The organism is Micromonospora hortensis, assembly GCF_022230935.1.
GTDB classification, from domain to species: domain Bacteria; phylum Actinomycetota; class Actinomycetes; order Mycobacteriales; family Micromonosporaceae; genus Micromonospora; species Micromonospora hortensis.
The window spans coordinates 38,054-50,995 of sequence record NZ_JAKKFE010000007.1; the positions used below are offsets into that span (position 1 = coordinate 38,054).

14 protein-coding genes are annotated in these 12,942 nt (G+C 71.3%); 8 read left to right on the forward strand and 6 right to left on the reverse strand.

Features of this window, described 5'->3' with window-relative positions:
• The first annotated feature begins 17 nt into the window (after positions 1-17).
• Positions 18-374 carry a YkvA family protein gene (locus tag NIE111_RS04525; RefSeq protein WP_238683179.1) on the forward strand — a complete coding sequence of 119 codons (357 nt, stop codon included), beginning with the start codon at positions 18-20 and terminating at the stop codon, positions 372-374.
• 72 nt (positions 375-446) lie between these two features.
• Positions 447-1,817, forward strand: coding sequence for a cystathionine beta-synthase (locus NIE111_RS04530; RefSeq protein ID WP_112582465.1), 1,371 nt, complete (start codon positions 447-449; stop codon positions 1,815-1,817).
• 180 nt (positions 1,818-1,997) lie between these two features.
• Here the strand turns inward: NIE111_RS04530 and NIE111_RS04535 are convergent, their stop codons facing one another.
• The 4 genes from NIE111_RS04535 to NIE111_RS04550 form a co-directional block, all read right to left on the reverse strand.
• Complete coding sequence (locus NIE111_RS04535) at positions 1,998-2,507, reverse strand: GNAT family N-acetyltransferase (RefSeq protein ID WP_238683180.1); 510 nt, start codon at positions 2,505-2,507, stop codon at positions 1,998-2,000.
• Positions 2,504-3,433 (reverse strand): ribonuclease Z, encoded by a 930-nt coding sequence (locus NIE111_RS04540; protein WP_238683181.1) that lies wholly within the window; start codon positions 3,431-3,433, stop codon positions 2,504-2,506. The genes NIE111_RS04535 and NIE111_RS04540 overlap by 4 nt, the downstream gene beginning before the upstream one ends.
• 367 nt (positions 3,434-3,800) lie before the next feature.
• Positions 3,801-4,463 (reverse strand): peptide-methionine (S)-S-oxide reductase MsrA, encoded by a 663-nt coding sequence (msrA, locus tag NIE111_RS04545; RefSeq protein WP_238683182.1) that lies wholly within the window; start codon positions 4,461-4,463, stop codon positions 3,801-3,803.
• Positions 4,464-4,537: 74 nt separating this feature from the next.
• Entirely contained in the window at positions 4,538-4,960 is a 423-nt protein-coding gene (locus NIE111_RS04550) for an HIT family protein (RefSeq protein ID WP_238683183.1), read from the reverse strand.
• A 141-nt stretch (positions 4,961-5,101) separates the two neighbouring features.
• Between NIE111_RS04550 and NIE111_RS04555 the strand changes: the two genes are divergently transcribed.
• The 4 genes from NIE111_RS04555 (at position 5,102) to ilvA (ending at position 10,120) form a co-directional block, all read left to right on the forward strand.
• Positions 5,102-6,145: a YncE family protein gene (locus NIE111_RS04555; RefSeq protein ID WP_238683184.1), complete on the forward strand. Its 1,044-nt coding sequence runs from the start codon at positions 5,102-5,104 to the stop codon at positions 6,143-6,145.
• Between the two features lie 111 nt (positions 6,146-6,256).
• Entirely contained in the window at positions 6,257-7,399 is a 1,143-nt protein-coding gene (locus tag NIE111_RS04560) for a cystathionine gamma-synthase (protein ID WP_210784919.1), read from the forward strand.
• A 13-nt stretch (positions 7,400-7,412) separates the two neighbouring features.
• Positions 7,413-8,822, forward strand: coding sequence for an amidase (locus NIE111_RS04565; protein ID WP_112733108.1), 1,410 nt, complete (start codon positions 7,413-7,415; stop codon positions 8,820-8,822).
• 77 nt (positions 8,823-8,899) lie between these two features.
• Positions 8,900-10,120, forward strand: coding sequence for a threonine ammonia-lyase (gene ilvA, locus NIE111_RS04570; RefSeq protein ID WP_238683185.1), 1,221 nt, complete (start codon positions 8,900-8,902; stop codon positions 10,118-10,120).
• Between the two features lie 131 nt (positions 10,121-10,251).
• Here the strand turns inward: ilvA and greA are convergent, their stop codons facing one another.
• Positions 10,252-10,749, reverse strand: coding sequence for a transcription elongation factor GreA (gene greA, locus NIE111_RS04575; RefSeq protein ID WP_091394193.1), 498 nt, complete (start codon positions 10,747-10,749; stop codon positions 10,252-10,254).
• Between the two features lie 156 nt (positions 10,750-10,905).
• Positions 10,906-11,346, reverse strand: a complete 441-nt coding sequence (locus NIE111_RS04580; protein WP_238683186.1) for a DUF4307 domain-containing protein — start codon at positions 11,344-11,346, stop codon at positions 10,906-10,908.
• 203 nt (positions 11,347-11,549) lie between these two features.
• Here NIE111_RS04580 and mca point away from each other — a divergent pair, with 203 nt between their 5' ends.
• Both mca and NIE111_RS04590 read left to right on the forward strand, forming a co-directional pair.
• On the forward strand, positions 11,550-12,431 hold the full coding sequence (gene mca, locus NIE111_RS04585; RefSeq protein WP_238683187.1) for a mycothiol conjugate amidase Mca: 882 nt from the start codon (positions 11,550-11,552) through the stop codon (positions 12,429-12,431).
• 48 nt (positions 12,432-12,479) lie between these two features.
• Positions 12,480-12,773 (forward strand): hypothetical protein, encoded by a 294-nt coding sequence (locus NIE111_RS04590; RefSeq protein ID WP_238683188.1) that lies wholly within the window; start codon positions 12,480-12,482, stop codon positions 12,771-12,773.
• Positions 12,774-12,942 lie beyond the last annotated feature (169 nt).

Genomic DNA, 12,942 nt, shown 5'->3' on the forward strand with positions numbered 1-12,942 from the left:
CGGAGAGGAGCGCGACGATGGGTAAGACACTGAAGCGCAGCGCGGCGTTCACGGCCCTGGCGCGGGCCCTGGCGACCGGGGCGCGCAACGGGCCGTCGATCGGCACGCGGTTGGCCGCGCTGCCCCGGATGATCAGAGCCACCACGAAGGGGGAGTACGACGGCGGTCTTCGGCTGGCCCTGATGACCGCGGCGACGGCGTACATCGTCTCGCCGATCGACCTGCTTCCGGAGATCCCGCTGGCGATCTTCGGGCTGGCCGACGACGCGGTCATGGTCACCTGGTTGGCGGGCAGCGTGCTCGCCGAGACCGACCGGTTCCTGGAGTGGGAGGCCCGCCGCAGCTCGGTCATCCCCGGGGGGTTGGTGCCCTGACGACACGTACGCTGGCGGTGAGCAAACGTCTTCCCGGCCGCCCACCGCCGGCGCCGCAACGAAGGGCACACCGTGCAGTACTACGACAACGTCGTCGACATGATCGGAAACACCCCGCTGGTGCGTCTGCGTAACGTCACCGAGGGCATCCAGGCCACAGTGCTGGCCAAGGTGGAGTACGTCAACCCGGGCGGCTCGGTGAAGGACCGGATCGCGCTGCGGATGGTGGAGGACGCCGAGGCCGCCGGTCTGCTCAAGCCCGGCGGCACCATCGTCGAGCCGACCAGCGGCAACACCGGCGTCGGGTTGGCCCTGGTGGCCCAGCTCAAGGGCTACAAGTGCGTCTTCGTCTGCCCCGACAAGGTCAGCCAGGACAAGCAGGACGTGCTCCGGGCGTACGGCGCCGAGGTGGTGGTCTGCCCGACCGCCGTCGCGCCGGAGGACCCGCGCTCGTACTACAACGTCTCCGACCGGCTGACCCGGGAGATCCCCGGCGCCTGGAAGCCCAACCAGTACAGCAACCCGGCCAACCCGCGTTCGCACTACGAGACGACCGGTCCGGAGCTGTGGAAGCAGACCGACGGCGAGCTCACCCACTTCGTGACCGGCGTCGGCACCGGCGGCACCATCTCCGGCATCGGCCGGTACCTCAAGGAGGCGTCCGAGGGCCGGGTGCGCGTCGTGGGGGCCGACCCGGAGGGCTCGGTCTACTCCGGTGGCACCGGCCGGCCGTACCTGGTGGAGGGCGTCGGCGAGGACTTCTGGCCGGAGACGTACGACAGGGGTGTCGCCGACGAGATCGTGGAGGTCTCCGACAAGGCGTCCTTCGAGATGACCCGGCGGCTGGCCCGCGAGGAAGGGCTGCTGGTCGGCGGTTCCTGCGGAATGGCGGTGGTCGCCGCCCTGGAGGTCGCCCGCCGGGCCGGCCCGGACGACGTGGTGGTGGTGCTGCTGCCCGACGGTGGTCGTGGTTACCTCTCCAAGATCTTCAACGACTCGTGGATGGCCCGGTACGGCTTCCTCGACAACTCCGGCGCGGAGCCGACGGTGGCCGACGCGCTGGCCAGCAAGCCGGGCGGGCTGCCCGAGCTGGTGCACGTGCACCCGACCGAGACCGTCCGCGACGCGATCGACTACATGCGCGAGTACGGCGTCTCGCAGCTACCGGTGCTCAAGGCCGAGCCGCCAGTGGTGACAGGTGAGGTCGCCGGCTCGATCGCCGAGCGGGACCTGCTCGACGCGCTGTTCACCGGCCAGGCCCACCTGCACGACACGATCGAGCGGCACATGGGCGACCCGCTGCCGATGATCGGTGGTGGTCAGCCGGTGAGCGAGGCGGTGGGCATGCTGGAGAAGTCCGACGCCGCCCTCGTCCTGGTCGACGGCAAGCCCAAGGGCGTCCTGACCCGCCAGGACCTCCTGTCCCACCTAGGCGCCCACTAAGCCCACTAAGCCCACCCCGCCCCGCCCCCGCCCCGCCCCGTCCCCGCCCCAGCCCTCGCCGATCTTGCACTTCCTGTCGCCTGAATGTCGCTATCGCGGCGTTTTGTCACGACAGAAAGTGCAAGATCGGCGAGGTGGGAAGGGCGGGGTTTGGGGTGTGGGGGCGGGGTGGGGTGGGGGTTAGAGGGGGCGGGTGTAGCGGAGTTGTGGGGTTGGGGCCGATCCGATTGCCTCGTCTCGTTCGTCGCCGGTGGGGGTCCAGCCGCCGCGCTCGTAGAACGAGCGGGCGTGGGCGTTGTCCCTCAGCACCCAGAGCGCGGCGCGTCGCCAGCCCTGCGCGCGCATGGCGTCCAGGGCGTCCACCATCAGGGTGCGGCCGACGCCGCGGCCCTGCTCGGCAGGGTCGAGGTGGATCGCGTTGAGCAGCCCGGTCGCGGGGTCGTCCTCGTCGTCCGGGCCCAGGTGGGTGAACCCGACCAGAGCCCCGGCCCGCTCAGCCACTGTCATCCGGTGGGTGTCCCGCTCCCAGATCCACCGCTCGACCCAGTACCGCCCCATCGCCTCCGGTGTCGGGTCGGCCAGCGCCTCGGCCGGTACGAAGGCGGAGTACGCGGCGACCCGGGAGCGCTGGTGCAGGGCACCCACCGCCATCAGGTCGCCTTCGGTTGCGGGGCGGAGCGTGACGGTCACCCGGCCGAGGCTACCCGGCGCGGCGGAACCTGCACCGTGGTCAGATCCTCGGCGACGATCAGTTCGCCGTCGAAGTGCGCGCGCGCCTCGTCGTGGAACCGGCGCGGGTCGGGATAGCGCTGGGAGAAGTGGGTGAGCACGAGTCGGCGTACCCCGGACTCGGTCGCCACCCGGGCGGCCTGCGCCGCGGTCAGGTGGCCGACCTCGGCGGCGAGCGCGGCCTCCGACTCCAGGAACGTCGACTCGATGACCAGCAGGTCGGCGTGCTCGGCGAGGGCGTACACCCCGTCGCAGAGGCCGGTGTCCATCACGAACGCGAACCGCTGCCCCGGCCGGGGCACGCTCACCTCGGCCCGGGTGACGCGGCGTCCGTCGAGGTCCAGGTGCCCGACGCGGATCAGCTCGCCGACAGCCGGCCCCGCTATGCCGTACGCGGCCAGCTTCTCCGGCAGCATCCGGTGCCCGTCCGGCTCGACCAACCGGTAGCCGTACGTCTCGATGGGGTGCCGGAGCCGGCGTGCCTCCAGCGTGCCGCAGCGCAGGGCGATCCGCTGCCCGTCGGCCTCGATGGGCTCGACCCGCAGCTCGGCGGTCTCGTAGAACGAGGTGGCGTGCCGCAGCCGGGCGAAGTATTCGGCGCCGCCGGCGGGAAAGTGCACGGCGACCGGGTGCGCCACCCGGTCCAGGGAGAGTCGCTGGATGGTGCCGGGAAGGCCCAGGCAGTGGTCGCCGTGGAAGTGGGTGACGCAGATCCGGGTCAGGTCAGTGGCGCTGACAGTGGTGTGCAGGAGCTGACGCTGGCTGCCCTCGCCCGGGTCGAAGAGGATCACCTCGTCGTCCCACCGCAACACGTACCCGTTGTGGTTGCGCTGACGGGTCGGCGCCTGGCTGGCCGTCCCCAGCACCACCAGCTCGCGCATGGACATCGCCACTCCCGCGGATATGGAGCGACCCCCGGGGCGCTCCGCGCATGTGCGCGGGCCGGCTGGACTTGGCCGGCACCCCGGGGGTCGGGTGGCTGTCGTGGATTCGCCGCACCGCTGCCACACGGTCTCGACGATGGTGCTTTTTGCCCGCCTCGCGGCAGGCCGATCACTGTCGAGGACAGCGGCTAGCTGACAGCCACCTCACGAGTCCGATTGCTATACAAGTCTGGACCACCTCCTTTCACGTGTACGGCCACGTTATCGAGTTCTCGTCGGGCTCGGCAACGGATTTCGATCACAGGCCCGAACGGGAATGCCCGGCCACCTCCTGGGCGGCCGGGCATCACACGTGTGCGGGAAGCGGTGGTCAGCCGCCGACTCGGGCGACGCCGACCGGGCAGCTCAGCCCGTTCGGGCCGTGGTTGCAGTACCCGTTCGGGTTCTTGGTCGGCGCCAGGTACTGCTGGTGGTAGTCCTCGGCGAAGTAGTAGCTGCCGAGCGGGGCGATCTCAGTGGTGATCTCGCCCTTGCCGGCCCGCGCCACGATCGGCTGGAACGCGTCCCGCGAAGACTCCGCGATGGTCAGCTGCTCGTCGGTGGTCGTGTAGATCGCCGAGCGGTACTGGGTGCCGACGTCGTTGCCCTGGCGCATGCCCTGGGTCGGGTCGTGGTTCTCCCAGAAGACCTTCAGCAGATCCTCGTAGTTGATTTTGCTGGGGTCGTACACCACCTGGACGACCTCGGCGTGCCCGGTCCGCCCGGAACACGTCTCCTCGTACGTCGGGTTCTTCGTGATGCCACCCGCGTAGCCGGCGGAGGTGGTGTAGACGCCGGGCAGCGTCCAGAACAGCCGCTCGGCGCCCCAGAAACAGCCCATGCCGAAGACCGCTACCTGGAGGCCCTCAGGAAACGGGCCCTTCAGCGGGGTGCCCAGCACCTCGTGGCGGTCGGCCACCGGCATGGCGATCGGACGGCCCGGCAGGGCCTGGTCGGGCGAGACCATATCGGCCTTCATACGGCGCAAGAACACGTGGGATCTCCTCTCGTACCACTCCCAGCGTGCAACACCGGAGGGTCCACCTTCCTTACCCGCGTGCGGATCAGTCAGGCCCCACCGGGGAGCGCCGCCGCGATGCGATCCGCGTACGTCTGGGCCTCGGTGTCGTCGTCGTACCGGGTGCGCGGCCAGAAGAAGCCCCGCAGCCCGTCGCCCTTGGTCCGCGGGACCACGTGTGTGTGCAGGTGAGGCACCGATTGGGACACCTTGTTGTTCATCGCCACGAACGTCCCACCGGCACCGAGAGCGGTCTCCACCGCCACCGCCATCCGCTGGACCATGGCGAAGTAGTCGGGCAGCAGGTCGGCCGGCAACTCCGCCAGGGTCACCAGGTGCACCCGGGGAACCACCAGGACATGCCCCTTGAACACCGGCCGGGTGTCCAGGAACGCCACCCCGTCCGGGGTGTCGGCCACCCGGAACGCCGGCACCTCGCCCGCCACGATCCCGCAGAACACGCAACCGCTCATCGCGCCAGGCTATGTCGGCGACCTCGCGGGCGACGGCGCCCCCCACGCGTGAACCGACTGTGGTAATCATCTACGTGAATGGATGAACACGGGGTGATCCCGGCCATCGGCGTGCGCGTCGATGCTCCGAAAGGACCAAGCTTGCAGATCAGAAGAGGCCTGACCCTGGCGCTGGCGGCGCTGACCGCCGGGCTGCTCACCGGCGCGGCCCCGGGCCATGCCCAGGCGGCCGCCGCGCAGACCGCCACCGCACTGCCGCTGAACACTGTGGCCGACGTGGTGTCGGCCGGTGACCGGGTCTTCGTCAGCGGTGGCAGCTCCGCAACCGATGTCGTGGTGACCGGCGCGACAGGCACTGTGGTCGGCACGCTGTCGGGCCTGCCCGGCCCCACCGACCTGCTGCTCAGCGCCGACCGGCGGACCCTCTACGTGGCGCTGCCCACCGCCAACGCCATCGCCGCCTTCGACACCGGCTCGCTGATCGAGTCCGCCCGGTACGACACCGGCGCGGGCGAGTGCCCGTCGTCGCTGGCGCTGACCGGCCGGTACCTGTGGTTCGGCTACGGCTGTGACCAGTGGGGCGGCAACATCGGCCAGATCGACCTGGGCCGCCAGCCGGCCCAGGTGCGCACGGGGATGGCCACCACTCAGGACTTCTACGGCGCTCCGCTGCTGGCCGCCGCCAGCCAGAACCGTTCGGTGCTGCTGGCCGGGCAGATGTCGTTGAGCCCGGCGTCGGTCTACGCGTACGCGATCGGAGCCGGGGGAACGCTGAACCTGCTGCGGGCCAACGATTGGACTGTCATCGGCAGCAACCTGCAGGACATCGCCCTCGACCCGACCGGCACCACCCTCTACACCGCGGCCGGTGCCCCGTACGAGGTGCAGGCTTTCCCGTTCGCCGACATCACCACCCCCTCCGCGACCTTCCCCACCGGTGCCTACCCGGCCGCCGTCGAGCCGTCCCGCGACGGCACCAGGATCGCCGCCGCGGCGGACACGTCGTACCTGTTCGTCTATCGGCCGGACGGAACCGAACTGACCCGCTTCGTGCTGGGCGGCGGTGAGCTGAGCCGGGGTGGGCTGGCCTGGTCGCCGAACGGCGCACGGCTCTACGCGCTCTCCTACGACTGGACCGGGAGAAACCAGGCCACCCTGCACGTCCTGCCCGTACCGGCCGGCTGACCGGCCGCCGGCCCCTGGCTGGCACGCGGGGGCCGGGCCAGACGGTCCGGCCCCCACCGGGAGCGCGGGTTCCGTTCCAGCCTGCGGGACGGGGGCACTAGCCTCACCAGAATGAGTCACGGCTTCGAGACGCTCGCCATCCACGCCGGTCAGGACCCCGAGGCCCGCACCGGCGCGGTGATCCCACCGATCTACCAGACCAGCACGTACGCCCAGGACGCCGTCGGCGCACCCCGTCTCGGCTACGAGTACAGCCGCTCCGGCAACCCGACCCGTGACGCGCTCCAGGAGTGCCTGGCGGCGCTGGAGGGCGGGCCGGTGGGGCTCGCCTTCGCCAGCGGCCTGGCGGCGGAGGACACCCTGTTGCGGGCCGTGTGCCAGCCCGGCGACCACGTGGTGATCCCGGACGACGCGTACGGCGGCACGTACCGGCTCTTCGCCCGGGTCGCGCAGCGCTGGGGCCTGGAGTTCAGCCCGGCCAAGGTCTCGGACCCGGACGCGGTCCGGGCGGCCGTGCGGCCCGGCCGCACGAAGATCGTCTGGGTGGAGACGCCGACCAACCCGTTGCTCGGCATCGCCGACATCGCGGCCCTGGCCGCCGTGGCACACGACGCGGGCGCCCTGCTGGTGGTGGACAACACCTTCGCCTCGCCGTACCTCCAGCAGCCGATCGCCTTCGGCGCGGACGTGGTGGTGCACTCCACCACCAAGTACGTCGGCGGGCACTCCGACGTGGTCGGTGGCGCTCTCGTCGTCGCCGACGCCGGGCTCGGCGAGGAGTTGCGCTACCACCAGAACGCGATGGGCGCGATCAACGGCCCGTTCGACGCCTGGCTCACCCTGCGGGGCATCAAGACCCTCGGGGTACGCATGGACCGGCACTGCGACAACGCCGAGCGGCTCGCCGCGTACCTCGACGGCCACGCAAAGGTCGCCCAGGTGCTCTATCCGGGGCTGCCCTCGCACCCCGGTCACGAGGTGGCAGCCAAGCAGATGCGCCGGTTCGGCGGCATGATCTCGTTCCGCGCCGCGGGTGGTGAGGACCACGCGGTGGACATCTGCAACCGGGCCAAGCTCTTCGTGCTCGCCGAGTCGCTGGGTGGTGTGGAATCCCTGATCGAGCACCCGGGTCGGATGACACACGCAAGTGCTGCCGGCTCGCCGCTTGAAGTTCCCGGCGATCTCGTGCGACTGTCTGTCGGCATCGAGACGGTCGACGACCTACTCGCCGATCTGGAGCAGGCGCTGGGCTGACCGCTGGGGGAGGATGGCCGTGCAGGACATCATGGCGACCTGGGTCGGAGCGACCGCCAAGCAGATCGCCCGGGGCGTACGCCGAGGTGACGTCTCGGCGACCCAGGTCGTCGCCGACCACCTCGAGTACATCTCCCGAGCCGACCGTGAGCTGGCCGCGTTCCGCGCCGTTCGCGGCGGTGAGGCGATCACCGAGGCGGAGAAGGTCGACGAGCAGGAGGACCTGGCCAACCTGCCGCTGGCCGGTGTTCCGGTGGCGGTCAAGGAGAACACCCCGGTCGCCGGCCTGCCCACCTGGAACGGGTCGGCCGCCGCCCGCACCGACGTGGCCGAGGCCGACCACGAGGTGGTGCGTCGGCTGCGCGGCGCCGGCGCGGTGATCCTCGGCGTGACCCGGATGCCGGAGCTGGGGCTGTGGGCACTGACCGACGACGACAGCGCGGTGACCCGTAACCCGTGGGACAGCACGCGTACCCCCGGTGGGTCCTCCGGTGGTGCCGCCGCCGCGGTCGCCGCCGGGCTGGTGCCGATCGCGCACGCCAACGACGGTCTCGGCTCGATCCGGATTCCCGCGGCCTGCTGCGGACTCGTCGGGCTCAAGCCCGGTCGGGGCGTGGTCCCCTGCCAGCTCGGGGCGGACGACTGGTTCGGCCTCACCGAGCACGGCATGTTGACCAGCACGGTCGCCGACGCGGCGGTCGGCTTCTCGGTGCTCGCCGGCCGGCGTCCCGAGAAGCTGGTCCCCCCGCAGCGGCTGCGGGTGGGTGTCTCGCTGCGCTCCCCGGTGCGCGGTGTCGCCCCGGACGCGCCCAACCGGGACGCGGTCGCCGCCGCCGGTCGGCTCCTCGCCGCCGCCGGGCACGACACCGTGCCGGCCGATCCGGTCTACCCGACCGCCCTCGGTCTGCAGGGCATCGCCACCTGGTTCGCCGCAGCCGCCACCGACGTCCGGGCCTCCGGTCTGGACCGGCGTGGGCTGCAACGGCGGACCCGGCGGCACGTCGCGCTGGGCGAGTGGGCGCAGCGTCGCGGCTACGTGCGGGAGGCGGACCGGGCCGCCTGGCGGCAACGGTCTGTCGACTTCTTCACCGACCACTCGGTCGACCTGCTGCTCACCCCGGCGCTGGCCAGCGCGCCACCGGAGGCGGCCCGCTGGTCGGAGCGGTCCTGGCGGGCGAACATGACAGCCAACATCCGGTACGCCCCGTACGCCGCACCCTGGAACATCGCCGGCCTGCCGGCGGTCGTCGTGCCGGTCGGCCGCCGCCCGGACGGCCTGCCGGTCGCTGTGCAGCTGGTCGGTCCGCCCGGCTCGGAGCTGCTGCTGCTCGGTGTGGCCGGTCAGTTCGAGATGGCCGCCCCGTGGACGCGTCACGCCCCCGGCTACCCGCGGGTCGGCACGGAGTCGCCGGCCACCGCCTGAGGTTCGACGGTGTGCGCGCTGTCGGGCACTCCGGTGTCGCCGCCGAGGGCTCCGCAGGCGGGTGGCACGATCGGGGCATGACGGAACTGGTCGGTCTCGACGATGTGCGGGCCGCACGGGAGTTGCTCGCTGGCGTCACCCGCACCACCCCATTGGAGCCCTCCCGGCCGCTCAGCGCGGCGCTGGGCGGGCCGACGTGGCTCAAGTGCGAGAACGTGCAGCGCGCCGGCTCGTACAAGGTGCGGGGCGCGTACGTGCGGATCTCCCGGTTGTCGGCGGCGGAGCGGGAGCGCGGCGTGGTCGCGGCGAGCGCGGGCAACCACGCGCAGGGCGTGGCTCTCGCCGCCGGCCTGGTCGGCACGCACGCCACGGTCTTCATGCCGGTCAACGCGCCGCTGCCGAAGGTGGCCGCCACCAAGGGGTACGGCGCGCAGGTCGAGTTGGCCGGGAACACCGTCGACGAGTCGCTGGTCGCGGCGCACACGTACGCCGAGCGCACCGGCGCGGTGCTGATCCACCCGTTCGACCATCCCGACGTGATCGCCGGGCAGGGCACTGTGGCGCTGGAGATCCTCGAACAGTGCCCGGACGTGAAGACGATCATCACCGGGGTGGGTGGCGGCGGTCTGATCTCGGGCATGGCGGTGGCCGCGAAGGCGTTGCGCCCCGACGTCCGGATCATCGGCGTGCAGGCGGCCGGGGCGGCGGCGTTCCCGCCCTCACTGGTGGCCGGGGAACCGGTCCGGCTGCCCATCTTCTCCACCATCGCCGACGGCATCGCGGTCGGCCGTCCGGGCGAGATCACCTTCAACCACGTGCGCAAGCTGGTCGACGAGATCGTCACGGTCTCCGAGGAGGACATCTCCCGGGCCCTGCTGATGCTGCTGGAGCGGGGCAAGCAGGTGGTCGAGCCGGCCGGGGCGGTCGGTGTGGCCGCGCTACTGGCCGGCGTGGTCGAGGTGGAGACCCCGGTGGTCGCGGTGCTCTCCGGTGGCAACATCGACCCGCTGTTGATGCTGCGGGTGATCGAGCACGGGTTGGCCGCGGCGGGTCGCTACCTGCGGGTGACCGTCCGCTGTTCGGACCGGCCGGGGCAGCTCGCATCGCTGCTCACTCAGATCGCCGAGCACCGGGCCAACGTGGTGGACGTGGAGCACCAGCGGGCCAACCCGCACCTCAGCCTCGGTGAGGTGGAGGTGGCGTTGTCGGTGGAAACCCGGGGCGTCGAGCACTCGGACACCCTGATCAGCGCCCTACGGGCCAGCGGCTACCAGGTGGTCTTCGCGGCCGAGGCGTGACACCGGTGGGTGCCACGCCTCGGATGCGCTGCGTTTCGACAGTGGGTGCCGGCGTCGGTCGACCTGCGTTCCGACAGTGGGTGGCGGCGTCGGTCGAGCCGGCCGGCGGCGGGTAGCGCGACCGGCGACGGTCAGCCGGAGAACGGCTCGAAGCTGACCACTGTCACCTTGATGTCGGCGCCGCTGGGCGCCGTGTAGGTGCAGGTCTGCCCGGCTCGACCGCCCAGGATCGCCTTGCCCAGCGCGGACTCGGGGCTGTAGACGGTCAGGTCGGTGGTGGCCGCGATCTCCCGGGAACCGAGCAGGAAGGTCTCGGTGTCGTTGGTGTCGTCGTCGAAGTAGATCGTCACCACCATGCCCGGCGACACCGCGTCGGCGGTGGGGGCCTCGCCGACCTTCGCGGTGCGCAGCAGCTCCTGCAGGTAGCGGATGCGACCCTCGGCCTTGCCCTGCTCCTCGCGGGCGGCGTGGTAGCCGCCGTTCTCCCGCAGGTCGCCCTCCTCGCGCCGAGCGTTGATCTCGGCTGCGATGGCCGGACGGTTGGCGATGTGCTCGTCGAGCTCGGCCTGGAGGCGGTCGTACGCGTCCTGCGACAGCCAGGTGGCGGGCGCCTCGTTGCCAGTGGACACAGGCGTTCTCCTCAGTTGTGCGTGGCTGGCTGACAGGTGAACCACCAAGTTACCAGTGCGGTACGACACAGCGTGTCGGCCATCACCGCCGGTGTCCGGATCCGACACCCGGGGTAGGCGCCCCGTCAGCCCCGCGTTTGGTGCTGTTCGAGCAGCTCAGGACGGTGCTCGGCAGCGCAGGACCTCACCGATGAAGGGCCGTGCGGTGGTCGCCAGGCGGTGCTGGGTCGTCACGTGCCGATCCCCGGGGTCGGCGGTCACGGTGACCTGTTCGCGGCCGACCTCGGCGCCGGCACGGTCCCGGGCGCGCAGCACGCAGACAGCTGATCCACCCGGCGGGACGGTCACCCGAAAGTCGACAAGCACCTGCTTGTCCGTGATGTCGGTGTACGTGATCACCTGGGCGTCGTAGACGGGATCGCCGTACTGGCGGTAGAGCCGTACCGAGATCACGGTCAGCGTCGCGACGAGGGCCAACAGTGCCAGCGCGGCCAGCAGCGTACGGCGGCGCTTTCCGCCCGGTGCCCGGCGGCGGCCGTAGCGCCCGGCCGGGAATACCGGCGCACCTGGTGAAATTGTGGCGTGCGTCTCGGTCACCGGCGGGTATCTCCTGGCGTTGTTGTCGGCGGCATCGGCAAGAATGACAGAGCCCCATCCTCCCACCCGGTCCAGCGGCAGGAATGGCAGGTCATGCCCGGCGCTGGTGGCCGGTGACAGGGTGCGGTGAGGAAAGATCCCGGCAGGTCAGCCGGTCGAGCCCGGTCGGGTCCCCCGTCCGGCACAGACGAGGAGCGCCGAAGTTGGCAGAGCAACTGCGTCTCATGGCCGTGCACGCGCACCCGGACGACGAGTCGAGCAAGGGCGCGGCGACGACGGCGAAATATGTCGCTCAGGGGGTGGACGTCCTGGTCGTGACGTGCACCGGTGGCGAGCGCGGGAGCGTGCTCAACCCCAAGCTCGACCGACCCGACGTGTGGGCCAACATCGGCGAGATCCGGCGTGCCGAGATGGACGCCGCGCGGGCGATCCTCGGTGTCGACCAGGCCTGGCTGGGCTTCGTCGACTCGGGTCTGCCCGAGGGTGATCCGCTGCCGCCGCTGCCCGAGGGCTGTTTCGCCCTCCAGGACGTCGAGGTCGCCGCAGGCCCGCTGGTGCGGCTGATGCGCGAGTTCCGCCCGCACGTGGTGACCACGTACGACGAGGAGGGTGGCTACCCGCACCCGGACCACATCATGTGCCACAAGGTGAGCGTGGCCGCGTTCGAGGCCGCCGGTGACCCGGAGCGCTACCCGGAGCTGGGCGCGCCCTGGCAGCCGCTGAAGCTCTACTACGACATCGGTTTCTCCAAGGGCAAGATCATGGCCTTGCACGAGGGCATGCTGGCCGCCGGTCTGGAGTCGCCCTACGAGGAGTGGCTCAAGCGGTGGGAGGACCGCCCCGACAAGGGCCCGCGGATCACCACCCGGGTGGAGTGCGCCGATTACTTCCCGGTTCGTGATGACGCGCTGCGCGCCCACGCCACCCAGGTCGACCCGGACGGCTTCTGGTTCCATGTGCCGATGGAGCTCCAGAAGCGCGCCTGGCCGACCGAGGATTACGAGCTGGCCCGCTCGATGGTCGACAGCCCGCTGCCCGAGTCCGATCTCTTCGCCGGAGTGCGGGAGACGGCGCACGCGCGCTGATTCCCGGCGGGGCTACCCTGGTTACCAACCGCACATCGGAGGAACGCCATGCTGACCGCTGCCCAGGTGCTCGCGGAGAACAACTTCGGGGACACCCGCACGGGTGGTCTGGCCGGGCCGATGGGCCTCTTCCTCATCCTGCTGCTGGCCACCGCGACCATCCTGCTGATCCGCAACATGAACGCTCGGCTGCGCCGCCTGCCGGACCGTTTCCCCCAGCAGTCCGGGGCGACCGACCCGACCAGGGCCGATGCGGCAGTCGTCGATCCGACAGACGGGACCGGGGGGCGTGATTCATCCGCGCCCGCTCCCATCGGGCACCAGCAGCACCTGAACGGGTAGTCCGCGCGTGAATCACGCCGAACCGGGTGGTCGCCCCCTGTTGCGGCCACCCGGTTTGGCTTAGCCTTCCGCCGGGGGGACCAAAAGTCTCCGAGCCGTGTGCGGGAGGGGGCGCCGATGACCAGCACAGCAGCGGCCGCCCACCGCGACGTCGGTCGGTCGGCTGACG

Coding starts and splice junctions, on each gene's coding strand:
- NIE111_RS04540 (WP_238683181.1), bottom strand. CDS start 3,433: ATGTCCATGCGCGAGCTGGTGGTGCTGGGGACGGCCAGCCAGGCGCCG.
- NIE111_RS04590 (WP_238683188.1), top strand. CDS start 12,480: ATGCTGACCGCTGCCCAGGTGCTCGCGGAGAACAACTTCGGGGACACC.
- ilvA (WP_238683185.1), top strand. CDS start 8,900: ATGACGGAACTGGTCGGTCTCGACGATGTGCGGGCCGCACGGGAGTTG.
- NIE111_RS04525 (WP_238683179.1), top strand. CDS start 18: ATGGGTAAGACACTGAAGCGCAGCGCGGCGTTCACGGCCCTGGCGCGG.
- NIE111_RS04560 (WP_210784919.1), top strand. CDS start 6,257: ATGAGTCACGGCTTCGAGACGCTCGCCATCCACGCCGGTCAGGACCCC.
- NIE111_RS04550 (WP_238683183.1), bottom strand. CDS start 4,960: ATGAGCGGTTGCGTGTTCTGCGGGATCGTGGCGGGCGAGGTGCCGGCG.
- NIE111_RS04565 (WP_112733108.1), top strand. CDS start 7,413: ATGGCCGTGCAGGACATCATGGCGACCTGGGTCGGAGCGACCGCCAAG.